This is a genomic window from Rhizobium sp. BK008, from assembly GCF_014197345.1.
Taxonomy (GTDB): Bacteria; Pseudomonadota; Alphaproteobacteria; order Rhizobiales; family Rhizobiaceae; genus Rhizobium; species Rhizobium anhuiense.
In genome coordinates, this window is record NZ_JACIFK010000009.1 from 81,806 (window position 1) to 104,776 (window position 22,971).

The window sequence follows — 22,971 nt, forward strand, 5'->3', positions numbered from 1 at the left end:
GGTCTGATATGAACGAGCGCGCCGCCCTGGACCGAAGCCCGAGCGAAACCGACAGGATCGGCTTCTTCGGCAAGCTGCCGAGCCACGGCGATTTCGTCTCGATGGGGCTCGGCCGCGGCCTGCAAACAGCACTTGACGCCTGGCTGCAATCGGGATTGCAGGCAGCGCAGCAGGACCTCGGCGAGGATTGGGAACGCCGGTTTCGCCTCATGCCGGCATGGCGTTTCATCATCGAGCGCGGCCTCTGGGGACCGGCAACCGTCGCCGGCGTCCTGCTTCCCAGTCTCGACCGCGTCGGGCGCAGCTTTCCGCTTGTTATCGCGGCACAGCTTCACGGCTTTTCCGAGCATCCGCGCCAACTCTATCTGGACGATACGTGGTTTACGGCGGCCGAGGCGATCGCCGAAAGCTCGGCCAAGCGGGATTTCGAGATCAACCATTTCACCGCAAGCCTGAAGCGGCTGAGGAGCTTGCGGCCGGCCGATCTCGCGGAAAACGAGACGCTGCAGGACAGAGCGTCCAGCCGCGGCACGATCTGGTGGCGGATCGACCCCGAGGAGCGGCGGGCCAAGGGATTTGGCGTCACTGGTGCCCCGGAACCTGCTCACTTCGCAAAGCTGCTGCGCGAGAGTGCCAGTGTGGTTTCAACGGCGCCGCAGCCAGAAACAGTCGCGACACCGCCTCCTGTTGTCGTCGAACCGCATCCTCCTCTGGTGCTCCGGCACAGCCATGCCACGCATGCCGGAACAAGGCTTGCCGTCAACGCCGATGCGCTGCTCGTTTCGGAAACGCCCTCGCTCTTTGCCATCGCCGATGGCGTGGGTGACGGCAACACCGCGGCCGAAGTCGGCAAGATCGCCGTTCACGTGCTGGCCGAAACGGCGAAGCAGCAGACGATCGAAGCGCTGGTGCAGGAGGTCAAGGGTAAGCTCGGCCGTGCCCACGGCCTGCTTCAATCGGCCTATCATTCCTCCGATCGCGAGCCGTCGGCCGCCAGCATCGTCGTGCTGGCCACGCTTGGGGACAGCTGCGCCTTGCTCTGGGTCGGCGATGCCCGCTGCTATCTCTTACGGGACGGCATGATGCGCTGCCTCACCCGCGACCATGTTGAGATCGGCCTGCGGCGCACGCTCTCGCGCGCGATCGGCATGCGGGGACATCTCATCCCCGAAGTCCGTTTCGGCGGACTGCAGGCCGGCGACCGGCTGCTGCTCTGCAGCGCGCCGCTGCCGAATGCGATCCCTGAACGCGGCATCGCCGAAATCCTGCTTTCCGCAAAGATCGAAAAGGCGGCCGACATCCTCGTCCACGAGGGGCTGATCGCCAATTGCCGTGACAATCTCAGCGCCATCGTGATCGATGTGAAGACCGATGAGCCGTGAACCTCCGGACGCGGATTTCGAGGAGATCGCGCGACGTTTCTCCCATCTCTGGCAGGCCTTGAATGCCAGGGCGGACAGTCCGTATCCGCTCGAGACCCGGCAGATGCTGGTCGACCGGGTCCGGGATGCGCTCGATCGAGGCGAGGCCCGCCTCAGCGATACCGATCCCGGGGTCATCGCCAACAGCTTCGCGCTCGAGGCGCTGGTCCATGACGGCGCGCTGACCCAAATCTATCGTGCCCGCCATCGTGATCTCGGAACGCTTCATGCCATCAAGATGCCGCGGCCCGAGCACGCCGATGACCCCGTGCTGAGGAAGCTCATGCTGCGTGAAGCCGAGATCGGCATAACGCTCCGTCACCCTCATATCGCTGGAACACAAGCGGTTCTGCGCCTCGCCGACGGACGCCCGGCCCTGGTGATGGAATGGCTCGGGAGACGGCTTGCGGATCGCTTGCAGGAACAACCGTTATCTCCGGATGAGGTCATCTCGATCATGATTTCGGCGCTGTCCGGGCTGGACGCCATCCATGCCGCCGGCACCGTGCATTGCGACCTGTCGCCGCTCAATCTTCTCGTTGCCGATGGCGACCTCTCCCATTTGAAGATCGCCGATTTCGGCATCGCGATCGAGGTCGGGTGCCGGCACGGGCAACTCGATCTCGCGTTCGCCGGCCAACCGGATTTCGTGTCTCCGGAACAAATGGCCGGTGAATCGCTCGACGGCCGATCCGATCTCTATGCCGCTGGACTTCTGCTGTCCCTGCTCCTGCATCATTGCGGCGAGGAAGGCGAAGAGCTTCAGGCTTTAGAGGCGTTGGCGATCTGCCTGTCACAGCACAATCCTGAAGACAGGCCCGAGAATGCGAAGGCCGCCTTGCATCTGCTCGGCGGCCTCGCGAAACGTCCAGTCGGCGCTTAGTTGCCGCTCGATCCGGGGATCGGCGCTGCGGCCGTCGGCACGCTCTTCTGGTAGACGTTGAAGAGCTTGGCAAAATCCACCAGGCTGGCGTTGCTGGCGTAGATGATATCGCCATCCATCATCTGGAATCGCTGCATCAACGCCAGATTGGAAACGTCCTTCAGATTGACCCGGTAAATCACCGGCTTGGTGCGCACGACAGGCGGCGCGGCATTCTTGCCATTTGCGGCTGCAACCTGCGTATAGACCGGCTGGTTGCGCAGCACATAGAAATTGCTTGCATCGGCACGATCGTCGAGCAGGCCGCCGGCGCGCCCGAGCGCCTGGGCTAACGTCAGCTTGCCCGGTTCGAATTCGAACTCGCCGACACTCTTGAAGGCGCCGAAAGCGGTGAAGGTCGGCGAGTCCTTGTCGACATAGATCTGATCATCAGGCAGCAGGTAGACATTCTGTTTGCTGTCATCGATGACGCGCTGGAGCGGCACGGTGGCGCGCTGCTTGCCGCGCATCAGCGTGACGGTCGCCGATCCTGGCGCCGACGATGCACCGCCGGCAAGAGCGACCGCATCGAGCACGCGCTCCTTGCGTGCGCTGAGCGGGAAACGGCCGGCGGAGCGTACATCACCATTGACGGTGAAACCGCTGGAGGGCCTGTCGACAACGGTGACGACGGCCTGCGGATTGACCGCCGAGCCCTTGAGGCCGGTGACGATGCGGGTCTGCAGGGCTTCCGGCGAGGAATCCACCACCCGCTGCTTGCCGATGAAGGGAAGCGTCACATTCCCCGTCGAATCGACGGTGAACCGGCCGAGATTGAGGGTCTTGCTCTGGGTCGAGGAGAAAAGTCCATCTTCGCCGGGATCGAGGATCGTCACCTCGATGACGTCGCCGCGCCTCAGCTTCGTATCGGCAAATCCGCCCGAGCGCATAAGGCTGAGCCCGGGATCCGTGGCCGCATAGGCCAGCGGGGTGACCGCAACCGGACCCATCGGCGCTTCAGAGAGCCTGACCACCGGGATCCGCTCATTACTTTGAGGGGCCGTGGCATTATAAAAACCACCGGCGGTTGGGCCATCCGATGGCCGGGCGCAGGCACTGAGAACTGCGACAAGGACGAGCGGCGCCAACTTTCGCATCAAGTATCCTTTTGGCAATATTGAGAGAATCGGAAAATATCAGCGGCATGCGACCGAGCAATACCAGTTGCACGCGAAAAATCAATTATGACAGTCCAGAGGTAGGCATGTGTGACTAATTGGCAACCATCAGCCCCTCGGTGGAACCAAATCCTTCGCCCGTCTTTTCGGTCGAAGTTGGCGTCGACTCATGGCGAATGAGCAAATGGCTTTGCGCATCAAACGAATCTACGAGCCGAAGGAAGACAGTGATGGCACCCGCATCCTGGTCGACAGGTTATGGCCGCGCGGATTGAGCAAGCAGGATGCGGCAGTCGATATCTGGTTGAAGGATATCGCGCCAAGCCCGGCGCTGCGCCGATGGTTTGGCCATGACCCCGCCAAATGGACGGAGTTCCAGCGCCGCTACCGGGACGAACTGGAAGAAAATTCATCGGCCGTCGAAGAATTGAAACGCCAGATCCGGCAATCGGACGCGACACTTCTCTACGCTGCGAAAGATCTGCGCCACAATCACGCGATCGTCCTCCAGCGTTTCATCGGCAAGGACTGACACCGGCAACAAGCCGTTTCTTCGTCTCCGAAATTTCCGGGAACCTTTTCGACGGACCTGCATCCAATGTCCGCTTCAAAGGCGCACACCGCTGCTGCCGGGAGGCATCGTCATATCGACACAAGGGAGACAGACCATGTTGAAAGAAATTCTCGGCGCCGCCCTCATGGCGGCATCCATAAGCACGGCTTCGATCGCCGCAGACTCCAAGCCCACCGATCCTCAGATCGCCCACATCGCCTATACGGCTGGGCAGATCGATGTCACCGCCGCGGAGCAGGCGCTGAAGAAAAGCAAGAACGCCGAAGTCATCGAATTCGCCAAGACCATGGAGCGCGACCACAAGGCCGTCAACGACCAGGCGCTCGCTCTCGTCAAGAAGCTGAACGTGACGCCCGAAGGCAACGCCGTCAGCCAATCATTGTCGACACAGGCAGCGAAGGAACTGAAAACGCTGGAGGCGCTCGACGGCGCGGCATTCGACAAGGCTTATGTCGAAAACGAAGTCGCTTATCACAAGTCGGTCAACTCAGCGCTTGCCAAGATCCTGATCCCGTCGGCTGAGAATAAGGAGCTCAAGTCACTGCTGGAAACGGGCCTGATCCTGTTCAAGGAGCACCAGATACATGCCGAGCATCTGGCTTCGATGATCAAGTAGACATGGCGATGGGCTCGCTGGTCAAATCGCTGCGGCTCCCGCTGCTGTCTGCGCTGCTTTGGGCAGGCAACGGCGTCGCCTCGGCGGCGGAATATCAGGTCACCATCGCCGGCATGAAATTCGGCTCGCCATCTGCCGAGCTGCATGTCGGCGATGTGATCGTCTGGCGAAACGATGATATATTCCGGCACACGGCAACCGCACGCGACAAAAGCTTCGATCTCGACCTGCCGCCAAAATCGGAAGGCCGCATGACGCTCAGCCAGGCGGGAGCCGTTGATTTCTATTGTCGTTTTCATCCCGCCATGGCGGGCAAACTGGATGTTCGGCCCTAATGCATGTCGCCCGGAAGTGTGCAGCGGTTCCGGGATACCGGCATGCAGAAACAAAAGGCTTTAGGGCCGGGCTCCGATCGAAGGACGGCAAGCAGGGGAGAATTTCCATGACAGCCATTCCGGTTCCGGCCGAGCGACACCGGCAGGAGGTATCGACACTGTCCGACGCCGAGCTCGTACCCCTGGCAAGAATGGGCGACGAACCTGCCATCCGCGCCATCATTCAGCGTCACAATCGGCGCCTGTTCCGGACGGCGCGCGCCATCATCCGCAATGATGCGGAGGCCGAAGACGTCGTCCAGGCCGCCTATATCAAGGCGTTCAGCAATCTGGCCGCGTTCCGGGGCGATGCACAGTTTTCGACATGGCTGACCCGCATTGCCCTCAACGAGGCGCTGGCGCGCGTGCGGCGGCAAAAGAACACCACCGGACTTGAGGAAATCGACATGCAGACGAGATGGGGCGGCGACGTATTGCAGTTTCCGTCCTCCCTGTCGGCGACTGATCCGGAAACCGAACTCGCCAGGAGCCAGGCGCGACATCTCCTCGAAAATGCTGTCGACGAACTGCCGGATGATTTTCGCGCTATATTCGTGCTGCGGGATGTCGAAGGCATGGGCACGGACGAGGCCGCATCTTACCTTGGCATAAGACCGGAAACGGCCAAGACCCGGCTGCACCGGGCGCGAAAGCTGATGCGGCAGTCGATCGAAAACCAGCTCTCCGGTGCATTCTCGGCGCTGTTTCCGTTCGATGGCGCGCGGTGCGCTTTCATGGCCGATCGTGTGATCGCTGCCCTTCGTCACAAGACGCCATGATGTCAGGCAGCCTGTAGAGCTGCACCTTGGTCGAGGTGGTTCAGCGCTTAACGTGAGGCAGCAGCCCGTATATCTTCTCGATATCGAGCATCAGGGTTGCGGCGAGAATGCCGCGTTGCATCCCGCTCCGTCTTGCCGAGAAATCGTCCGAGTGAAAGGGCGGTTACCCTGCGGCGCCTGTCGATGCAGAACCGGTCTGCAGCGCTCCGCTTAATCTGTCGAGTTCATCCAGAACCTTTTGGATCCGGGCACGCGCCTGGAGCATTTGGTCCATATCCGGATCTCCGGACGATACGCCTGCGACGTTGAGGTCGTGAATCTCGATCGAGGTGTTGGGGGCCGGGTTTGGAAATGGGATGATTTCAGCCATGAGCATTCGCTATTCTTGACAATCTGGGAGGATCGGAAACTCTCATGTCTCCAAGTCCGACGGCTCGAGGATCCGGCATGCTTCATTCGCCGATCAACCGGAACATCTTCGCTATTCATTTCAGTGAGTTGCGCCTGTTCGTATGGCTAGTAAACGCCGTGTCAGCCTTAACAAACTCTTACTTTAGCGCGCACAGCGGCGCGCTTGCCGGCTTTGCTGCGTCAAACGGACAGAGATGCGACAATCGGATACCGCAACCAAAGATTTTATAAATATCATAGGTTGTGATTTTTTCACATTTATAGATTGCAAATTCTACCACTGCATATCGAGGACAGCGGCAAGCCAGATCAAAAGGAGAAGGCCGGCTCCTTTATCCTTTGGCAAGCGCCCTTGGTCGGGAGCGGCCTGAATCCGCCGTCCCGACATCGGCTGGAATTTCGACAATCCTGCGAAGGGTTTGCGATGGCAGTTCGCCGAAGCGCTTTCGATATTGGCCTGAGAACCGGCCAACATGGGCAAAGCCCCATTTTTGCGCAATGACTCTCACCGATTGCTCGGGATCGGCCGATGAAAGTTCCTGGCGAACGACATCAAGACGCATATGCTCCAGATAGGCCATCGGCGTCGTCATGCGAAATTTTCGAAAGCCATCCTGCAGGGTCCGGGCACTGACGCCGCATGCTTCAGCAATTTCCTTGAGAGTCATCGCCCGGGAAATATTGCCATGCATGTAGTGGATCGCGCGCTTAACGTGCCATGGAACAGGAGCCTCCCTGTCGCGGGAAAACTCCTGGGAATAGTTGTGCGGTAGGGCGTCGATGAGAAGCTCGAGCATTGCTCCCAGGACATGACCAAGCGCCGCAGGCGATTTATGGAGGGTTTCACCCGCCAGGCCGTGATGGATGGCCATAGCGAGCCGTGCTAGGTCCAATCCAGGCCCTTGCGACAGATCGATCTCGGTTGCGAATTGGAGACGCTCCCTCAACGAGGCATTCAACCGGGCTTCGATACGCCGGGTCAGTTCGAAGTGGGGCAGCCTAAGGCAAAGATGCGTTCTGGGGCCCGCAATGCGCAGCTGATTGTCAGACAGCCGATCGACGAAGACGCCCTTGTTTTGGATGGACGGCAAATTACGGTCGGCTACCGCGACCATCGCGCTCCCGGTCAGCGGAATGAGAACCATGGCTGTGTCGATCGATGCGGGAAAGTGGATCGAGAAATCGCCGTCATAGCGGCTCGCGATGACCGAGATCCCCCGCGTGCGAACCATATTGACCTGATATTTCGTATTCCGCTGACTTTCCGATCTCACTTGGATTCCGCTGTGCAAACGGGAAAGCGACGTTGAGAATTCCTGCAGATCCGCCCCGGCAAACGACAGATGGTCGAAGGTGTTCCAACTTACGTCCGGCACTCCCGGTTACCTCTGGCCAATGATGAATGTCTGCGTTTGCTGAGAGCCGAGGGGGCTCCCCGCTCGGCCGCCATCCTCATCGGCGTGGCGCGATCGGCGCCCGCCTGCCGCGGCCCCACAGGATGAACGCCGAAAGAGCAAGCAGGATGACGTTGAGCGGCACGGCGGGGGCTTCGCCGCGGGAGAGATGAAAGATCATCGCGGCGATTTGCAGCAGCACGCAGCCGAGCGCCGCCAGCACCGTCAGGCGAGGCTGGATGCGGGTCAACGCAGGCAGCAGCACGCCCACTCCGCCCGCAAAATCGATAATACCCATCAGACGCAAAAACCACACGGGAACGTCGCCGGGCCATACCCACATCGCCGCCAATTGATCGACCGGCATGAAAAATTTCATGCAGCCGAACAGGGTGAAGGCGGCAAAGATCAGCACCTGCGCGGCCCACAGCCCAATCTGGAGCCATTTTCCGGCAGGTGCAGGCAAGACAGTCGTGGTGTTGGGCATGCGAACCTCTGGAGCAAAATGCGGTGCGTCGCGCGGGATAGATAAAGCTGGAAGCTCATCGCGAAAACCGCTAAACTTTCGAGAAAAGTTATCGATAGGATCGATGAGATATGCAGCCCCACCCGACTTTGGATCAGCTTCAGGTGTTCCTGACCGTGGTGGAGAAAGGCAGCTTCTCCGCTGCATCCCGCGCCCTTAACCGAACGCAATCGGTCGTCAGCTATACGATCGCCAACCTGGAGGCGCAGCTGCGGGTGGCGCTTTTCAGCCGTTCCGGCACCAGACGACCGGAGCTGACAGATGCCGGCAGATCCGTCGTCGAGGATGCTCGCCGCTTGCTTGGCGATCTCGATCTGATGCGGGCTCGCGTGCAGGCCTTGAGCGACGGCCTGGAGGCAGAGCTCAACGTTGCGATGAGCTCCATTGTCCCCTCGGACGTCGTCGTCGAGGTGCTGCGTGCCTTCCGCAACCACTATCCCACCGTCTCCTTGAAAGTAACGGCGGGGACACCTGTGATCGTCATGGACGAGGTAATTCATGGCAGGGCCGTCGTCGGCTTTGGCGGCACTATGGCAGTCAAAAACGATCAGATCGTTTTCGAGCGGATCGGCCAGACGGCGATGGTCCCCGTTGCAGCCCCGGATCATCTTCTTGCCACGCTGCGCCGGCCATTGACCCTTGCCGACGTGCGAGACGAAACCCAGTTGGTGGTCTTCGATGCTTCGGGAACGGCGAAGGGCCGGGATTTCAATGTATTCTCTCTCAAGACCTGGCGGGTCAGCGACAACGCGACGAAACATCTGTTCATCCTCGGCGGATTGGGATGGGGCGGCCTTCCCGCATCCGTGGTCAAGGACGATCTCGCTGCAGGCCGCCTCGTCCGTCTCCAGTTTTCTGCCTTCGACCAGGGCGAGCTTCCCATCCATGCGGTCCGCAATGTTGCAAACCCGCCGGGCCCCGCTGCGAGATGGCTGACGGCGACGTTCCAGGCGAGGCTTTCAGGCGGGGTTGGAAGCCGAGAGCCGTCGGAGGAGGATGTCGAACCCGGCCTCATGGAAGCCGATAGCTGACGGCAACATGGATGTTACCCGCGTCAGGGCGGCGTCGCCTGGAGACGGGTGATCGCCACGTTGCACTCAGTTCGACGATGTTCCCTGCGTGATGGAATTCAAATGCAAGGCCGCTCCTCGCGTGGGGAGCAGCCGTTGGCCAGGGAACGCAGCCACAGAGCGATGATTTCCGTCTTGGGCAGAGCTTTGCTGTAAAGGAAGCCTTGCGCCGAACCGCATCCATTTGCCACCAGGAAGGCTGCCTGCTCGGCGGTCTCGACGCCTTCCGCCACCACATTCTGTCCGAGACAACGGGCGATGGACAGGATTGCCTTCACAAGTTCCTCGTTGCGTTTATCCGCGCTGTTGATGAAAGACCGGTCGATCTTCAGCGTGTCGATCGGAAAGCGCGCGAGATAGTTCAGCGCCGAATAGCCGGTGCCGAAATCATCGATGGCGATCGAAAATCCCATGTTTCGAAGTTCAGAAAGCATCTGCAGCGTTTCGTCTTTCTGATCCAGCAGCAGGCTTTCCGTTATTTCGATTTCAACCCATTCCGCGCGGCAGCCGGTCTCCTCGAGAATCTCGGCGATCGACCTTACCAGGCCGGCGGACTGGAACTGTTTGACCGACAGGTTGATCGCCACCTTGTGCGGTGACCGGCTATCGGCGTTGAATTCGGCCGCTGTCTGGCAAGCCTCGCGCAGCACCCATCGTCCGAGCTCCACGATCAGCCCTGTCTCTTCGGCAACCGGAATGAAGCTCGAGGGAGGGATCATGCCCATTTCGGGGTGACGCCATCTTAACAAGGCCTCGCAGCCGACTATGGCGCCGCTGTCCAAAAGCACCTTGGGCTGGTAGTGCAATTCCAACTCTCCGCGCTCGATCGCGCGGCGCAATTCCGATTCCAGCCGCATGCGCTCTTCGGCGCTCGCCGTCAGGTCCTTCGAGTAGAAGCGAAAACTGTTTCGCCCCGAGCGTTTGGCGAGATACATCGCCGAGTCGGCGTATTTCACGAGGTCGTTGGCGTCAGCGCTGTCATCGGGATAGAGCGCGATGCCGACGCTGCAAGAAATAAACAGCTCCTGGCCGTCCAGCAGGAAACGTTCCTTGAACTTTTCAAGGATCGTGTTGGCCATCCGGCCGAGATCGTCACCTTGCCGGATATCCGGCAACAGGATCGCGAATTCATCGCCGCCGAGGCGCGCAACGGTGTCATAGTCGCGAACGCTTTCGTTCAGCCGCGCGGCGGCCTGGCAGAGCAACTGATCACCGACGGGATGTCCCATCGTATCATTGACCGCCTTGAAATGATCGATGTCGATCAGCATCACGCCGGCGCGTTGGCCACGCGATACGGCAGCGGTGATCATCTGCCGCAGTCGATCGCTGAACAGCGATCGGTTCGGCAGCGAGGTCAGAGGATCGTAGAAGGCCATCTGGTGGATTTTTTGGCGCGAGACATTCAACTCAGTCACATCCCGCGACACACCGAGAACCCCGACGACGTCTCCTCCCGCGCCCAGCACCGGAACCTTGCGTGTCTCAAGAAGAACGGATTGACCGTTTTCCTGGGAGATGACCCATTCCTCGGAGGCCAGAGTACCTCCGGCCTGGATCGCGGCTTTGTCCGACTCCAGAAAGACCTGAGCCCTTTCAGCACCAAACAGTTCGAGATCCGATTTGCCGACAACCTCGGACTCCGCCTTACCTGTCAGTCGTTCGAACGCGTGGTTGCACAACAGATAGACGCCGCCCATATCCTTCACCCAGACCATATCAGGAATGGTCTGAAGCACGCTGAGCAGCTGCGTCCGCATGGAATTGACGGCTTCCTCCGCCTGTTTTCGCTCGGTAATGTCACGCGAAAGTGCGAGGAGCGTGGTGATCGTCGGATCGGCGCTCGGCCGTTTGGCGACGGAGAGTTCGAACCATCGGGTCTCGCCGTTTGGCAAGGAGATCCGAATGCATCGGCCATAGGCAACACCCTCTTTGCCGGCAGCCGCGAGAGCCTCCATCGCGATGGCCGCCTGGTCAGGCGCGAGAACCTCGTTGACCGTCTTGCCGAGCAGCATCTCCTTCTGCTGAGCCAGAAGTTCTGGGTTTCTTGTCCAGACCTGAAGGTAGCGGCCGTCCTCGTCCACCTCGAAGAGGACATCGGGAATGGCGGTGATGATCCCCTCTGCGAATTCAAGCGCTTTCTTGAGCTCCCGCTCGGCCTGCTTGTGCTCTGTAATGTCCACGATGGCGCCGATCACCCCGGCCGGATCGCCGTTGTGCCCGGTGAACACCGCCTTGTTGACGACGACATCCCGCACCGTCTGGCTCGCGGCAGTCATCTTCTTCTCGAAGCCTCGGCCTCCGCGCCCTTCGAGAAATCTCTCATCCCACGTGAACTGGAGTTCAGCCGGGTGCTCCGGATTGAGATCGAACTCGGTTTTCCCGATGATCTCCTCGCGCCTGTGGCCAAGCAAGTCTTCGAAAGCCTTGTTGCAGCCGGCGTAGCGCCCCTCGGAGTTCTTATAGAAAACCGGCAGGGGAAATGCGCCGAGCAACGCTTCGAGAAGGGCTTCCCGGTCGACGGCGGCGTCCTGATGCTGCGATCCGTCTCGCCTCTGCTCGTCCCCTTCCGTGAAAAGGGCCGGCTGCCGAAGCGATTGAGACAACGTCATCATGGATCTTCCTCACCATGGGCAACCGAATGCATCATCCATCCAGTCGAGAATTCTTCCAAGAAGGCCGCCCAAGTCATTTGAGGCGAAAACGAAGGCCCGAAGTTTCCGATCGCAAAGGCATCGGCCGCTGCGACCGAGCATGTCGGCTTGGCCTGAATATTGCGGTCAGAAAATTAAGAGATCGCTGCCCTCTCTTGCGCCGCGGCAACTTTCAACGCGCGAAACGGATCGGGCCGCGCAATATGGACATCCTCGCCTCTCGCGCAGATCCCAACCTGCGCGTCCTTTGGCTTTCATCGCCCAGCCGACGCTGCCGATGTCCAAACCAGGCACACTGACAAGCCAAAGCCAATCGATCGGAAAAGCAAGGGTGGGCGCCTTATCCGAAATCCGAATCCCATGGCCAAATCACGACGATTTTGTACCGAATTCTTCGCAAGGAACTGGTTTTATTGCCTTTTCACAAAAGTGTTTACGCTTCTTCAACCAGGTGGTCCACAATTTCGAGTCATTCGAATGAGGTGCTGCTTGTACTTCTCCGCCATGATGACGGGTTCAGGGACGAGCCAAAAATCCGCGCTGTCGTCAATCGATCGCGTCTATCAGAGGTGGGAATGTTCAATAATCGGCATGCATATGACGGCCTCTATTCCAAGTGCAGCGCAGATGGCGCGATCGCGCCGGCTCTGAAACTCCGGAGCATTCCGGGTAGCAGTTGTTGATGAGCAAAGCCGCACCGGCGTTGGTTCGCTGAAAGCCTCCCCTTGGCAGTGTTGACAGCAAATCCGATCGCGACAGCGGTCCGGGGAGCGCACGACGTGACCCTTCTATTTCCGGCGCCAGTGCTCGAGGTGCGGACAGGGCCATGATGGCCGATCTCTAAATAAATGATCGTGATGCAACCGTCCGCATGCCGGCGGCTGCTCAGCCGGCTTGTATCTTTCTGATGGAGCGCGAATGGTGGTGGGATCGGATTTGAAAAACACGGTGATGCCGCCCGGCGAGTCCCATTCCTCCGTGGCGAAATATATCCGCTCCATCGGGCGACACTACATCGTCGCCGTCGTCGTGATGACGGTGCTGATCGGGGCAACCTTCCTGACGGTCAAGGTGGCGCTTGATCGCCATTCCCTGCAGCAGAACATCAGCTATCTGATCGGGCGCCAGTTCATTCGCTTCCAGCAGCTTGCCAATCAGACGCGAGCGATCATGCGCGCTTCGGCCGATCCGAATATGCCGGAATATATCGTCAGGCCAATGGTCGAAGACGTTCAAAAAGCGATTAACGACATCCGCGCCATGAGCGCAGAGTTGAACGCGTTGAATATCGAGGTCGAAGCAAATCTTCTCGAAAAGCTGAACGGGCGGGATGCCGCATCTGAAAAATTACGGCTGGAACTCGACGGGCGGCTGGAGGATTTTCTTGAAAGAGCTGAACGCGTCGTGTCCGCGAAATTGCTGGATCGGCGGGAGCGTTACAGCTTCTGGGGACCAATCGACTTCGCCGTTTCCTCCGACAGCATGCTCATGCGTCAGTTCAGCGCCCTGATCGAGAGCGCGCATGACCGAAGCGATGTGAGCATCGATCATACCCGCCTGATCAGCGCCGTGCTCCTCAGCCTCACCGCAGCCACGCTGATACTGGCGACCCTCATCCTTTTCATACCGCTGCTGATAAAACTGCGCACCGAGCACCGCCGGACTCTCGATTTCGAGATCAAACTGACGCATCTGGCGCATACCGACACGCTGACAGGCCTTGGCAACCGATCTTCGTTCAATGAGGCCCTAAACGGGCTGTTCGGTTCGCTCGATCGGACAGGCTCAGGTTTTTCCATGCTGCTGGTCGATCTCGACCACTTCAAGGCCACCAACGACAGCTTTGGCCATCCTGCCGGCGATGCGGTTTTGAGCCATGTCGCGAGTGCGCTGCAGAAGACCTTCCGCACCGGCGACGTCGTCGCAAGGCTTGGTGGCGACGAGTTTGCCGCTCTCCTTCCTGGAATTTCAGATGCGGCAACGCTGGAAGGAATTGCCGGGCGCGCGGTGGCAGCCATTGCAGCGGAATGTCATTTCGAGGGCCGGTTGCTACCGGTTTCGGCGAGCATCGGCGGCGCGGTCGTGCCCGGCCACGCGTCAGATGAGGCGACGCTCATGCGCATCGCCGATCTGGCACTCTATGCCGCCAAGGCCAAGCGCAACACAGCCGTCATCTTCGATGAAGCATCCTTTGCCCAACGTCTGGAACAGAACCGGCTTGCTGCGGCCCTCGCCGTCGCGGCCGACCGCGACGAGTTTGTCGTCTACTACCAGCAGAAGGTCAATCTGCAGACCGGCAAGCATCTCGGTTTCGAGGCACTGGTGCGCTGGCGCCATCCTCAGCTCGGCATCCTTCCGCCCGGCCGCTTCCTGCCGCTCATGGAAGGCCATATCATACAAGGCATGACGCGCTGTATCGTCAATATCGTCGCGCGTGATCTGAGGACCTGGAAAGCAGCAGGGCTCAGGGTGGGGTCGATTGCCATCAATCTGCCGGAGGCCCTGTTGGTCGGCGACGACGGTTACGCCCTCATCGCTGCGGCGGTCGAAGCAAACCATCTCGACTGGCTCGATTTTTCCATCGAGGTCACGGAAGACGTCTTCCTCAATCGCGGCGCCAATCAGATTATCGAAACCATTTCCCGTTTTCGCAAACATGGCGTGTCGGTCTCGCTCGATGATTTCGGCACCGGTTTTGCGTCGCTTGTGCATCTGCGCGACTTCCCCTTCGATGAGCTGAAGATCGACCGCAGCTTCGTTGCCGAGATCGGCAAGGATATCCGCTCGGAACAGATCATCAGGGCAATCATCGATCTGGCCCGCAACCTCGGCAAACGGTGCGTCGCGGAAGGCATCGAGGACGAGAGCCAGCGTGATTTCCTTTTGAACGCCGGCTGCGAGATCGGCCAAGGTTATTTCTATGCCAAGCCGGAACCGGCGGCCGTAGCGGTCGACCGATTGGCTCGCCGGGCGGTTCTGCGCGGGATATCAGGCCGGTCGCGCAAATTGCGGGTTGAAACTGTCTCCTGAGAGAGGCGCCGCACAAGGGACGGTGCGGCAGAGTTTATCAAAGAAAGAGGGGAACGAATGAAACGGGGAATCATATGCACATGGCTCGCCGCGGCTCTGGCGGCCGCAGGTCCTGCGACACAGGTTTTGGCGGGGCAGGACATGGCCGTCGACGTCGTGCATTTCTGGGTGTCGAAAAGCGAGTCTGCCGCACTCGATGTTTTCCGCCGGGCCTGGGCAGCCGCCGGCAACCAGTGGGTGGACATGCCGGCAGAGAACAAGGTCGCCGTCCAGCGCGTGGTGAGTGATCGTATTGCCAATGGATACGCGCCGGCGGTGATGCAATGGAATGCAAACGAGGGATCGCGCGAACTGCCGGAAATGGGCATCGTGCAAGATATAGATGATGTCGCGCAGGCGGATCATTGGCAGGACGTCATCCCGGCAACGGTTCTCAACCGGATCTCCTACAAGGGGAAAGTCTACTTTGCGCCGACCAATATCCATGCCGAAAACTGGCTGTGGACAAGCGCAGCGGCCTTGGCCGAAGCGGGTGTGAAGACGCCACAGACCTGGGACGAACTTTTCGACGCGGCCGAAAAAATCAAGGCGACGGGGCGTCTGCCGATTGCGCTTGGCGGGGCGCGATGGGAAGTGTCGCTCATTTTCAACGACATCATCTATCACAAGTTCGGCCCGGAAGGTTATGCCCGTCTCATGAGCGGCGATGCCGACTTGGTGCAGGACCCGCGGATGATCGAAGCCCTGGATATGCTGTCGCGCCTGGCCAATTATGTGGAACCGATCGAACAGCGAAAGGACAAGACATGGGCTGATGCCACGGTGGCCGTGGGCCAGGGCAAGGCCGGCATGCAGTTCATGGGCGACTGGGCCAAGGGCGAGCTTGCGGCGCGCGGCTACAGCGTCGACAAGGATTTCAATTGCAGCCTCGTTCCGGGCACATCCATCGCATACTTCATGGTGATCGATGCCTTTGCCTTTCCGCTGACCAATCGGGAAGGCACGGCAGAGGCGCAGCAGGCCTTCGCGCGCATGGTGCTCGATCGCGACAATCAGGTTGCCTTCAGCCGGATCAAGGGGTCGTTGCCCGTCCGCACCGATGTCGATCCGTCCGGGCTTGATCGTTGCGGCAAGCTTGGATTGGAGATGATCAAGGCGAGGAAGGGCGAAGTCAGCGCCCAATCCCAGGCCATGCCGACCCAGATGTCTGAGGGCTGGATTGCCGTGGTTGGCGACTTCTTCAACAATCGAAACATGACTGCACAATACGTTCAAAAACGCCTGCATGATCTCCTGATGCAGCGCTGAAGGCGGGATTAAGTCAGATTCCCTGTGGCGGGAGGGCTCCTGCCGGCAGGCGATTGCGGGACGGCGCAACTGGCCCCTCCACAATCGCCTGCTCCGCTCGTTCAATGTTTCAAGACGACCTTGCCCTGGATACCGGCAGCGACGGCGCTGTGGGCCGCACCGATCTCACTCAGCGGGAAAGTCTTGGCGATCGGAACGATCAAAACGCCACGCGAGGCAGCGTCGGCCACGGCTTCGAGCGTGGCCGCATCGGCGCGGTGATAGAGTTCGTGGATGATCACCCGATTGCCGATATTGGCACCCTCCGGTACGGGAACGATGCTGGCGACTTGGCCGCCGTCCCTGACATGCCCGATGAGATTGGCCGCGACAGGGGCAGCAGCACTGATCGCGTAATCGAAGGTCGTGGCAGCCGGAGGCTCGGCAATGTCGAGTGCTTCTCCCGCAAGCCGGGCCGCCTCGTCGAGCCGATCCGCCCGGACGCCGGCCACCGGATTGGCGCCGATCTCCTGAAGATATTGGATGGCGGCACGGCCGACAGCCCCGAGACCGCCTGACACCAGCACGCGGTCACCCGCCTTGACGCCAAGAGCGTCGACCGATTGCCGGCCGGTAAGACCCGCCTTGGGCAGAGCAGCGCCCTGCTCGAAGCTGAGATTGGCGGGGAGTTTGGCAATCGCCGAGACCGGAACGACGCCGTACTCCGCATGCGCGCCTTTACCGTTCGGTGCGAAATCGGCGATAACGCGATCGCCGATCGCAAATCCGGTCACACTGGAGCCGATCTCGACGATGCTTCCGGCAGCGTCACCGCCCAGCACCGCGGGAAGTTCCAGGGGAATGTATTGAGCCACATAGCCCTGGCGGATCATGAGATCGAAGTGGTTGACGGCGGAAGCCTCGATCTTGATCAGGACTTCACCGGCCTGAGGCGTGGGCCTGCCGACGTCATCGATTGTGAACTGGTCAATGTCGCCATAGGATTTGAGACGGGCAGCTTTCATGTGTCGGCACCTTTGTATAACCTGATGTAGAGATACGATAACGTTCACTATCGTTGATACGATATGATTGACTATCGCATGGAGTCAAGCGCATGAAATCATGGTCATCAGACCATCCGAAAGCGAAGTTGATGGCGAGCAAGCGGGCCGACATCCTCGCGGCGGCCAAAGCATCATTCCTCGATACCGGTTACGAGGGAACGAGCATGGAAAGCATCGCCAAGTCGGCAAACGTCTCGATCATGACGCTCTACCGGCATGCTGAGAGCAAGGATGACCTGTTTTCAGCCGTGATCTCCAATGCCTGCGACCCGGACGACGAGGCCGAGCGGGCGCAGATGGAGGCGCTCCTTGAAAAACCTCTGAGAGACGTCCTGCTCTGGGCCGGGATGACGGCGCAAAGCCGCCTGATGGATCCCGACACGATCGCCCTCATGCGCACCGTGATCGCCGGGACCAGCCGGTTTCCCGGTCTGGCGGAGATGGCTCATACCAGCCTCGTCGGCAATCTCGAAGGCATGGTTGCCTTCATGCTCGGGCTCAAACAGGAGACTCTCGGCATCAGCGCCGAGCGCCGAAGCGAACTCGCCGTGCAATTCATCGACCGGCTGCTTGGCACCCATATGCTCGGCGTGCTGATGGGACTTCCCGGTCCTTCGACACAACAGCAGCAGGAAAGAGCAGAAATTGCTGCCGACGCGCTGATCGCCGCGCTTGGTCAGCCCCTGTCAGCCGAACGCTGACACCCCACGGATGTGGGTCCTCTCGACGTGAAAGACGACGATATGCCATCCCGCGGATATCCATAATTCGCAAACATGTACAATCTGCGCAGCAAATAGCGCGTCGGCAGCCTGCTTCATGTCGAAAAGTGCAGGAATTAACAAAGACTTAAGCACCTTGGATACATCTCGCACATGAGTAATTTTCATGACTTATGTGATGGTGGTTTTTGCGCTCGGGTCTTTCCTGTTCATTTGCTCGGCTCTTCAAAGCCCTCCGCGGTCTCGGCAGAGATAGGAGCGGCAATGTCGCGATTGTCGTTGCCCTCACCCTGGTGCCGATGATCGTCGCGGTCGGCGCGAGCTTTGACTATATTCGCGCTTACAATGTCAGGCAGCGGATGCAGAGCGACCTTGACGCGGCCCTGATCGCCGCCGTCAAGCAGATCGACACCTCGGACAAGGACGCCCTCGAGGAAAAGGTTTCCGACTGGTTCCACGCACAAGTGGAAAACAGCTATACGCTTGGCGACATCGACATCGATACGTCAAACCACAAGATCACCGCGACGGCCAGCGGCACGGTTCCGACGACCTTGATGAAGATCGCCAATATCGACACAGTCGACGTCAGCGTGGCAAGCGCCGTCAAGGGACCAACCACGTCCTATCTCAATGTCTATATCGTCATCGACACATCCCCATCGATGCTGCTGGCGGCAACGACGTCGGGGCAGTCGACCATGTATGCCGGCATCGGATGCCAATTCGCCTGCCACACGGGCGATTCACACAAAATCGGCAACAAGACATACAGCAACAACTATGAATACAGCACGGCCAAGAACATAAAGCTGCGCGCCGATGTCGCCGGCGACGCCGTCGAAGAAGTGCTCGACATGATCGACACGTCCGACAGCAGTCATGAACGGATCAAGGTCGGATTGTATAGCCTGGGCGACACCCTGACAGAAGTTCTAAGCCCGACGCTCAGCACGGACACGGCGCGCACCCGCCTCGCGGACGCAAGTTACGGCCTCACCAGCGCGACCTCGAAGGCAGCCACCTATTTCGACGTCTCCTTGGCGACGCTCAAGCAAAAGGTCGGCGCCGGAGGGGACGGAACCTCCTCGGGTTCACCGCTCAAGCTGGTTCTCCTGTTGACGGACGGCGTCCAGTCGAAGCGCGAATGGGTGACTGACAAGGTCACATGGAGCAACAAACAGGCGATCTCCGGGGCATATTGGAACAAAGTCGCGCCGCTCAATCCGGACTGGTGCGGCTATCTGAAAGATCAATCCGACACCATGGCCGTGCTTTACACGGAATATCTGCCGATCACCACGGACTGGGGTTACAACGCCACCGTCGGCGCGACAATGGCAAGCGCCAACTGGAAGAGCACCTGGGGCGGCACCATGGATAGCGGCGTGTCGACCAGCATCACGAGGCGCGACTACATCCCCTATGCGCTTTCGGACTGCGCATCGTCCACAAGCCTGTTTATATCAGCGTCATCATCGGCCGAGATCACGGCCGGCCTGTCGGCGCTCTTTAGCCAGTATCTTGCATCCGTTCGGCTGACCCAATGAGCCGCAGGAAATTCTTTGCATCGCCGCGCCGCCTGCTCGCCGATCGAGACGGCGTGGCTGCGATCGAATTTGCGATCCTGGCTCTGCCGCTCTTCATCATGATATTCGGCATTATCGAAGTGTCGCTGATGTTTTTCGTCAACTCTTCCCTGGATGCTTCGGTGCACAAGATCTCCCGGATGATCCGCACCGGCGAGGTCGCGTCCTCCAATATGACTTTGGCCGATTTCAAGGCCAAAATTTGCAGCGACATGCTTCTCTCGTTCAATTGTTCCAGCGATCTCCTGGTCAAGGTGAACGTGCTCTCCGACATCTCGTCCGCCGCCAGCGCCGACCCCATCGACGACAGCGGCAATCTCACCGTCACCGAGAGCTTTGATGTCGGCAAGGGCAGCGACTACATCCTGGTTCAGACGTTCCTGCCCTGGACGGCCGTCGTCAATTTCTTCAGCCTGTCGAGCGCCAAGCTTTCCGATGGCCGCTACCTGCTCGGCTCTGCCGTTCTGTTCCGCAACGAGCCTTTCTGACCATGAAACGGAGCCTGTCCTTTTTCCGGTGTACCCTATCCGCGATCCGCCGCCTCACGCACGACCGGTCGGCTGCCTCGGGCGTGGAATTCGCGCTCGTTCTGCCGATCCTGGTGATGCTGCTGTTCGGCACCGTCGATCTCGGCCACGCGCTCACGGTCAGCCGAAAGATCGATGAGATCGCCTCCTCCACAGGCGATATGATTTCACAGCAAAGTTCCTGGACAAAGTCCGACGTTGCCAAGCTTCTCACCGGCGCGAGCTTCATCCTACAGCCCTATGACACGACGGGGCTGACGATCACGCTTACGGTCAACGATGTCAGCAGCAGCGGCAGCGCGACCGTCAACTGGTCCGCCGCACTCAACACCACCGCGCTCAACTCAGGCACCGCGAGCGCGATCGCGATACCTTCAGAGATACAGGAAACGGACGTGCAGGTCGTGCTGACCCGGGTGCAATACACATTGACGACACCGGTCTCGGCGTTCTTTTCGAACTTTACCGGAATGAATGGCTACAGCTTCGATCACCATTTCTTCAATCGCCCGCGGGTTACCGACAAGATCACCTATAATTGAGCCGTAAGGTCTGCCGCAATCGGCTGGGAGGTCCGCCGGATTGTCAACCAATAAGCCATGACAACGGCGATTGCGGACGATATGGAAGGTCCTTCAACAAGGGGCGACATCATGGCAAGACGAGTTTTCGGCGGCATAGGGCGGCTGCCGGTTATCGTCCCGATTGCCCTGGTGGTGATTTTGTATTCGAATGGCACTGGCGGGGCAGCACCGACCGATCTTCATTGGTCCCAGGATCCAGGCACTCATTGCAAATTCGTCGCGCCAGCGTCCTTGACCAGCGGCCCCACCTTCTGGATCGGCTCCTGTATCGACGGCAAGGCGTCCGGAGAAGGGATGCTGCGTCGCCGGGATGGCGGCCAGGCCGGGCCTGCCTTCTTCGGCCGGATGAAGGAGGGGATTCCTGAGATCGGTGTCATCGATCTGGCCGAGGGATACAGAGCCGGCAGTTTCCGCGACGGCGATATCGGCGGGCAAGCTGAGCCTGAGCCGCAGAATCGGATAGATGCCTTTCGTATTGCGGCCGAGGCCGCGCGGTCGGTCAGCGCCCATTATGCCGCCGAGAACAATGCGGGATCTGCCCACATTTGTGAAGAGCTTGCCAAGACACTGGAACAGCAGACGGATTGAGCATGAGCGAGAGGCTGCAACGGCGATCCTTTCTGGCGGGCCTATGGGCAGGACTGTCGGCCATGTCTAGCGCCAGCACGCCCGCGGCGGCGGCGAACCAACCGCCGCAGAGCGCCGAAGGCCACCAGGGCAGGACTGGCATCCACCCCTGGCTCGGTGTCGGCGCACTCGGCCGTCCTTTCACGCCACGGCTTGCGCGCCGGTGATTTCAACCAGCGAGCCGCACATGAAGGCCGCTTCATCCGATGCCAGGAAGGCAACGAGCGCTGCCACCTCCTCAGGCTTGCCGATGCGGCCGTAGGGGACGAGCTTGTCGAGATCGGCGATCGTCCGGCCGGCGCGCGTAACGCCGGCTTCGAGCATCGGCGTATGGATCTCGCCGGGGCAGACGGCATTGACCCGGACCTTGTCGGGCGCATAGTCGCGAGCCAGATTCTGGGTGAAGGCGGCAACCGCCGCCTTTGTCGTGTTATAGGCGATATGGTTCGGCGCGGGGTAAAGGCCCCATTGCGAGGCGGTGTTGACGATCGCGCCGCCGCCCGCCGCAATCATGTGCGGCAGGACCGCGCGGCAGAGATGGAACATCGAATCCAGGTTGACTGCGAAACTCAGCTGCCAGTCTTCATCCGAAAGCGACAGCAGGTTTCCGCGCCGGTTGATGCCGGCATTGTTGACCAGCACATCCAGCTGCCCCTTGATCGCGAAGGCTTTCTCGATCAGGTCGACGCATTCCGATTTCCGGGAGATGTCGGCCCCGATGGCGATCGCCGATCCGCCCGCCGCCTCGATGAGCGAGGCGACGTCGCCTGCAGCCTGTGCATTGGCATCGGTCACCACCACCAGGGCGCCTTCGTCGGCCAACCTCTTCGATATGGCCGACCCTATACCGCCGCCACCGCCCGTGACCACCGCGACCTTACCCACAAATCTTTTCATATCGAACCTCCCTATCTGATGTAGCTGCCGCCGTTGACGTCGAACGTCGCGCCATTGACCGAGACCTGCGAAGGGCGCAGCAGGAAGGCTACCAGCTCGGCGATCTCCGCCGTCTCGGCCATCTCGCCGATCGGGATATCGCCGACCGCCGCATCCTTGCCATGCTTCGCCACGAAATCCTCGGCCATGTCGGTGCGCACCCATCCCGGCGCGATGGAGACGGCGACGACGCCGTCGCGCCCGAAGCTACGCGCAATCGACTTTGTGAGATTGATCAGCGCCGCCTTCGTCGCCCCGTAGGGCATGGCATCGGCCGCGTAACCGCGCTGGCCCGCCCGGCTTGCCATGTTGACGATCCGCCCTCCGCCATGTTGCCTGAAATGCACCAGAGCCTCCTTGCAGAGGTCCGCTGCCGCGAAGAAGTTCACCTGAAACTCCTTCTGCCAGGCGGCCCGCCAATCGGACGGATCGGCGTCGATCGAAATCTCGTTGCGGATACCGGCATTGTTGACGACGGCATGGATCCGCCCCGCCGCCGCGAGCGCGTCGCGCCAGAGTGCAAAGGCGCCGTCCGGACCGGAGAGATCGGCCTGGACGATCAGGCCGTCGCCACCGAGCCTGCGATGCAGGGCTTCCGCCCCTTCCCTGTCGCGCCCGTATTGGATGACAGGCCGCGCACCTTCGGCAGACAGGCGCTCGGCGATGGCTGCGCCGATGCCGCCCGACGCCCCGGTGATGAGGACCGTCTGGCCGGCCAGTGGTGTAACGTGAGACATCTTTGG

At 60.2% G+C, this 22,971-nt stretch carries 23 protein-coding genes; 15 read left to right on the forward strand and 8 right to left on the reverse strand.

What is annotated here, in order from left to right; translation table 11 throughout:
- The first annotated feature begins 8 nt into the window (after positions 1 to 8).
- Positions 9 to 1,382 carry a type VI secretion system-associated protein TagF gene (gene tagF, locus FHT69_RS28150; protein WP_183906267.1) on the forward strand — a complete coding sequence of 458 codons (1,374 nt, stop codon included), beginning with the start codon at positions 9 to 11 and terminating at the stop codon, positions 1,380 to 1,382.
- Positions 1,372 to 2,304, forward strand: a complete 933-nt coding sequence (locus tag FHT69_RS28155) for a serine/threonine-protein kinase (protein WP_183906268.1) — start codon at positions 1,372 to 1,374, stop codon at positions 2,302 to 2,304. The genes tagF and FHT69_RS28155 overlap by 11 nt, the downstream gene beginning before the upstream one ends.
- On the opposite strand, the gene FHT69_RS28160 is transcribed toward FHT69_RS28155, so the two are convergent.
- A complete protein-coding gene (locus FHT69_RS28160) occupies positions 2,301 to 3,440 on the reverse strand; it encodes a polysaccharide biosynthesis/export family protein (protein ID WP_063474125.1) in 1,140 nt (379 codons plus the stop codon). The two genes, FHT69_RS28155 and FHT69_RS28160, sit on opposite strands and share 4 nt — an antisense overlap.
- Positions 3,441 to 3,645: 205 nt before the next feature.
- Here FHT69_RS28160 and FHT69_RS28165 point away from each other — a divergent pair, with 205 nt between their 5' ends.
- From FHT69_RS28165 to FHT69_RS28180, 4 genes are all read left to right on the forward strand, one after another.
- Complete coding sequence (locus tag FHT69_RS28165; RefSeq protein WP_063474124.1) at positions 3,646 to 3,993, forward strand: DUF488 domain-containing protein; 348 nt, start codon at positions 3,646 to 3,648, stop codon at positions 3,991 to 3,993.
- Positions 3,994 to 4,129: 136 nt separating this feature from the next.
- Positions 4,130 to 4,651 (forward strand): DUF4142 domain-containing protein, encoded by a 522-nt coding sequence (locus FHT69_RS28170; protein ID WP_183906269.1) that lies wholly within the window; start codon positions 4,130 to 4,132, stop codon positions 4,649 to 4,651.
- Between the two features lie 8 nt (positions 4,652 to 4,659).
- On the forward strand, positions 4,660 to 4,986 hold the full coding sequence (locus tag FHT69_RS28175; protein WP_063474184.1) for a cupredoxin family copper-binding protein: 327 nt from the start codon (positions 4,660 to 4,662) through the stop codon (positions 4,984 to 4,986).
- A 107-nt stretch (positions 4,987 to 5,093) separates the two neighbouring features.
- Positions 5,094 to 5,804 (forward strand): RNA polymerase sigma factor, encoded by a 711-nt coding sequence (locus FHT69_RS28180; RefSeq protein ID WP_097543388.1) that lies wholly within the window; start codon positions 5,094 to 5,096, stop codon positions 5,802 to 5,804.
- Positions 5,805 to 5,967: 163 nt separating this feature from the next.
- Here FHT69_RS28180 and FHT69_RS28185 read toward each other — a convergent pair whose 3' ends face one another.
- From FHT69_RS28185 to FHT69_RS28195, 3 genes are all read right to left on the reverse strand, one after another.
- Positions 5,968 to 6,174, reverse strand: coding sequence for a hypothetical protein (locus tag FHT69_RS28185; RefSeq protein ID WP_244604813.1), 207 nt, complete (start codon positions 6,172 to 6,174; stop codon positions 5,968 to 5,970).
- A gap of 373 nt (positions 6,175 to 6,547) precedes the next feature.
- The gene (locus tag FHT69_RS28190; protein WP_097543387.1) at positions 6,548 to 7,591 is read right to left on the reverse strand and encodes an AraC family transcriptional regulator; all 1,044 of its coding nucleotides are present in this window, start codon (positions 7,589 to 7,591) and stop codon (positions 6,548 to 6,550) included.
- Between the two features lie 76 nt (positions 7,592 to 7,667).
- Complete coding sequence (locus FHT69_RS28195; protein ID WP_097543386.1) at positions 7,668 to 8,096, reverse strand: DoxX family protein; 429 nt, start codon at positions 8,094 to 8,096, stop codon at positions 7,668 to 7,670.
- A 110-nt stretch (positions 8,097 to 8,206) separates the two neighbouring features.
- On the opposite strand from FHT69_RS28195, the gene FHT69_RS28200 reads away from it, so the two are divergent.
- A complete protein-coding gene (locus tag FHT69_RS28200) occupies positions 8,207 to 9,166 on the forward strand; it encodes a LysR family transcriptional regulator (RefSeq protein WP_183906270.1) in 960 nt (319 codons plus the stop codon).
- Between the two features lie 98 nt (positions 9,167 to 9,264).
- On the opposite strand, the gene FHT69_RS28205 is transcribed toward FHT69_RS28200, so the two are convergent.
- Positions 9,265 to 11,820 carry an EAL domain-containing protein gene (locus FHT69_RS28205; RefSeq protein WP_097543384.1) on the reverse strand — a complete coding sequence of 852 codons (2,556 nt, stop codon included), beginning with the start codon at positions 11,818 to 11,820 and terminating at the stop codon, positions 9,265 to 9,267.
- A gap of 957 nt (positions 11,821 to 12,777) precedes the next feature.
- On the opposite strand from FHT69_RS28205, the gene FHT69_RS28210 reads away from it, so the two are divergent.
- Positions 12,778 to 14,889, forward strand: coding sequence for a putative bifunctional diguanylate cyclase/phosphodiesterase (locus FHT69_RS28210; RefSeq protein WP_063474116.1), 2,112 nt, complete (start codon positions 12,778 to 12,780; stop codon positions 14,887 to 14,889).
- Between the two features lie 57 nt (positions 14,890 to 14,946).
- Positions 14,947 to 16,197, forward strand: a complete 1,251-nt coding sequence (locus tag FHT69_RS28215) for an ABC transporter substrate-binding protein (protein ID WP_097543383.1) — start codon at positions 14,947 to 14,949, stop codon at positions 16,195 to 16,197.
- A gap of 101 nt (positions 16,198 to 16,298) precedes the next feature.
- On the opposite strand, the gene FHT69_RS28220 is transcribed toward FHT69_RS28215, so the two are convergent.
- Positions 16,299 to 17,201: an NADP-dependent oxidoreductase gene (locus FHT69_RS28220; protein ID WP_097543382.1), complete on the reverse strand. Its 903-nt coding sequence runs from the start codon at positions 17,199 to 17,201 to the stop codon at positions 16,299 to 16,301.
- Positions 17,202 to 17,293: 92 nt separating this feature from the next.
- On the opposite strand from FHT69_RS28220, the gene FHT69_RS28225 reads away from it, so the two are divergent.
- The 6 genes from FHT69_RS28225 (at position 17,294) to FHT69_RS28250 (ending at position 21,459) form a co-directional block, all read left to right on the forward strand.
- Positions 17,294 to 17,944 (forward strand): TetR/AcrR family transcriptional regulator, encoded by a 651-nt coding sequence (locus tag FHT69_RS28225; protein WP_097543381.1) that lies wholly within the window; start codon positions 17,294 to 17,296, stop codon positions 17,942 to 17,944.
- A 209-nt stretch (positions 17,945 to 18,153) separates the two neighbouring features.
- The gene (locus FHT69_RS28230; protein WP_183906271.1) at positions 18,154 to 19,515 is read left to right on the forward strand and encodes a TadE/TadG family type IV pilus assembly protein; all 1,362 of its coding nucleotides are present in this window, start codon (positions 18,154 to 18,156) and stop codon (positions 19,513 to 19,515) included.
- Positions 19,512 to 20,042 carry a TadE/TadG family type IV pilus assembly protein gene (locus FHT69_RS28235; protein ID WP_047616910.1) on the forward strand — a complete coding sequence of 177 codons (531 nt, stop codon included), beginning with the start codon at positions 19,512 to 19,514 and terminating at the stop codon, positions 20,040 to 20,042. Before FHT69_RS28230 ends, FHT69_RS28235 begins: the two co-directional genes overlap by 4 nt.
- Positions 20,039 to 20,623, forward strand: a complete 585-nt coding sequence (locus tag FHT69_RS28240) for a TadE/TadG family type IV pilus assembly protein (RefSeq protein ID WP_063474111.1) — start codon at positions 20,039 to 20,041, stop codon at positions 20,621 to 20,623. The genes FHT69_RS28235 and FHT69_RS28240 overlap by 4 nt, the downstream gene beginning before the upstream one ends.
- Before the next feature lie 111 nt (positions 20,624 to 20,734).
- On the forward strand, positions 20,735 to 21,253 hold the full coding sequence (locus FHT69_RS28245; RefSeq protein WP_246780767.1) for a hypothetical protein: 519 nt from the start codon (positions 20,735 to 20,737) through the stop codon (positions 21,251 to 21,253).
- Positions 21,254 to 21,315: 62 nt separating this feature from the next.
- Positions 21,316 to 21,459, forward strand: a complete 144-nt coding sequence (locus tag FHT69_RS28250) for a hypothetical protein (RefSeq protein ID WP_164735942.1) — start codon at positions 21,316 to 21,318, stop codon at positions 21,457 to 21,459.
- On the opposite strand, the gene FHT69_RS28255 is transcribed toward FHT69_RS28250, so the two are convergent.
- Both FHT69_RS28255 and FHT69_RS28260 read right to left on the reverse strand, forming a co-directional pair.
- The gene (locus FHT69_RS28255) at positions 21,434 to 22,189 is read right to left on the reverse strand and encodes an SDR family NAD(P)-dependent oxidoreductase (RefSeq protein ID WP_097543379.1); all 756 of its coding nucleotides are present in this window, start codon (positions 22,187 to 22,189) and stop codon (positions 21,434 to 21,436) included. The two genes, FHT69_RS28250 and FHT69_RS28255, sit on opposite strands and share 26 nt — an antisense overlap.
- Before the next feature lie 11 nt (positions 22,190 to 22,200).
- Positions 22,201 to 22,965: an SDR family NAD(P)-dependent oxidoreductase gene (locus FHT69_RS28260; protein ID WP_097543378.1), complete on the reverse strand. Its 765-nt coding sequence runs from the start codon at positions 22,963 to 22,965 to the stop codon at positions 22,201 to 22,203.
- Positions 22,966 to 22,971: the final 6 nt, after the last annotated feature.

Bases quoted from the DNA above. Each gene is read 5' to 3' on its own strand.
- tagF (WP_183906267.1), top strand. From the start codon at position 9: ATGAACGAGCGCGCCGCCCTGGACCGAAGCCCGAGCGAAACCGACAGG.
- FHT69_RS28155 (WP_183906268.1), top strand. From the start codon at position 1,372: ATGAGCCGTGAACCTCCGGACGCGGATTTCGAGGAGATCGCGCGACGT.
- FHT69_RS28160 (WP_063474125.1), bottom strand. From the start codon at position 3,440: ATGCGAAAGTTGGCGCCGCTCGTCCTTGTCGCAGTTCTCAGTGCCTGC.
- FHT69_RS28165 (WP_063474124.1), top strand. From the start codon at position 3,646: ATGGCTTTGCGCATCAAACGAATCTACGAGCCGAAGGAAGACAGTGAT.
- FHT69_RS28170 (WP_183906269.1), top strand. From the start codon at position 4,130: ATGTTGAAAGAAATTCTCGGCGCCGCCCTCATGGCGGCATCCATAAGC.
- FHT69_RS28175 (WP_063474184.1), top strand. From the start codon at position 4,660: ATGGGCTCGCTGGTCAAATCGCTGCGGCTCCCGCTGCTGTCTGCGCTG.
- FHT69_RS28180 (WP_097543388.1), top strand. From the start codon at position 5,094: ATGACAGCCATTCCGGTTCCGGCCGAGCGACACCGGCAGGAGGTATCG.
- FHT69_RS28185 (WP_244604813.1), bottom strand. From the start codon at position 6,174: ATGGCTGAAATCATCCCATTTCCAAACCCGGCCCCCAACACCTCGATC.
- FHT69_RS28195 (WP_097543386.1), bottom strand. From the start codon at position 8,096: ATGCCCAACACCACGACTGTCTTGCCTGCACCTGCCGGAAAATGGCTC.
- FHT69_RS28200 (WP_183906270.1), top strand. From the start codon at position 8,207: ATGCAGCCCCACCCGACTTTGGATCAGCTTCAGGTGTTCCTGACCGTG.
- FHT69_RS28205 (WP_097543384.1), bottom strand. From the start codon at position 11,820: ATGATGACGTTGTCTCAATCGCTTCGGCAGCCGGCCCTTTTCACGGAA.
- FHT69_RS28210 (WP_063474116.1), top strand. From the start codon at position 12,778: ATGGTGGTGGGATCGGATTTGAAAAACACGGTGATGCCGCCCGGCGAG.
- FHT69_RS28215 (WP_097543383.1), top strand. From the start codon at position 14,947: ATGAAACGGGGAATCATATGCACATGGCTCGCCGCGGCTCTGGCGGCC.
- FHT69_RS28220 (WP_097543382.1), bottom strand. From the start codon at position 17,201: ATGAAAGCTGCCCGTCTCAAATCCTATGGCGACATTGACCAGTTCACA.
- FHT69_RS28225 (WP_097543381.1), top strand. From the start codon at position 17,294: ATGAAATCATGGTCATCAGACCATCCGAAAGCGAAGTTGATGGCGAGC.
- FHT69_RS28235 (WP_047616910.1), top strand. From the start codon at position 19,512: ATGAGCCGCAGGAAATTCTTTGCATCGCCGCGCCGCCTGCTCGCCGAT.
- FHT69_RS28245 (WP_246780767.1), top strand. From the start codon at position 20,735: ATGGCAAGACGAGTTTTCGGCGGCATAGGGCGGCTGCCGGTTATCGTC.
- FHT69_RS28250 (WP_164735942.1), top strand. From the start codon at position 21,316: ATGTCTAGCGCCAGCACGCCCGCGGCGGCGGCGAACCAACCGCCGCAG.
- FHT69_RS28255 (WP_097543379.1), bottom strand. From the start codon at position 22,189: ATGAAAAGATTTGTGGGTAAGGTCGCGGTGGTCACGGGCGGTGGCGGC.
- FHT69_RS28260 (WP_097543378.1), bottom strand. From the start codon at position 22,965: ATGTCTCACGTTACACCACTGGCCGGCCAGACGGTCCTCATCACCGGG.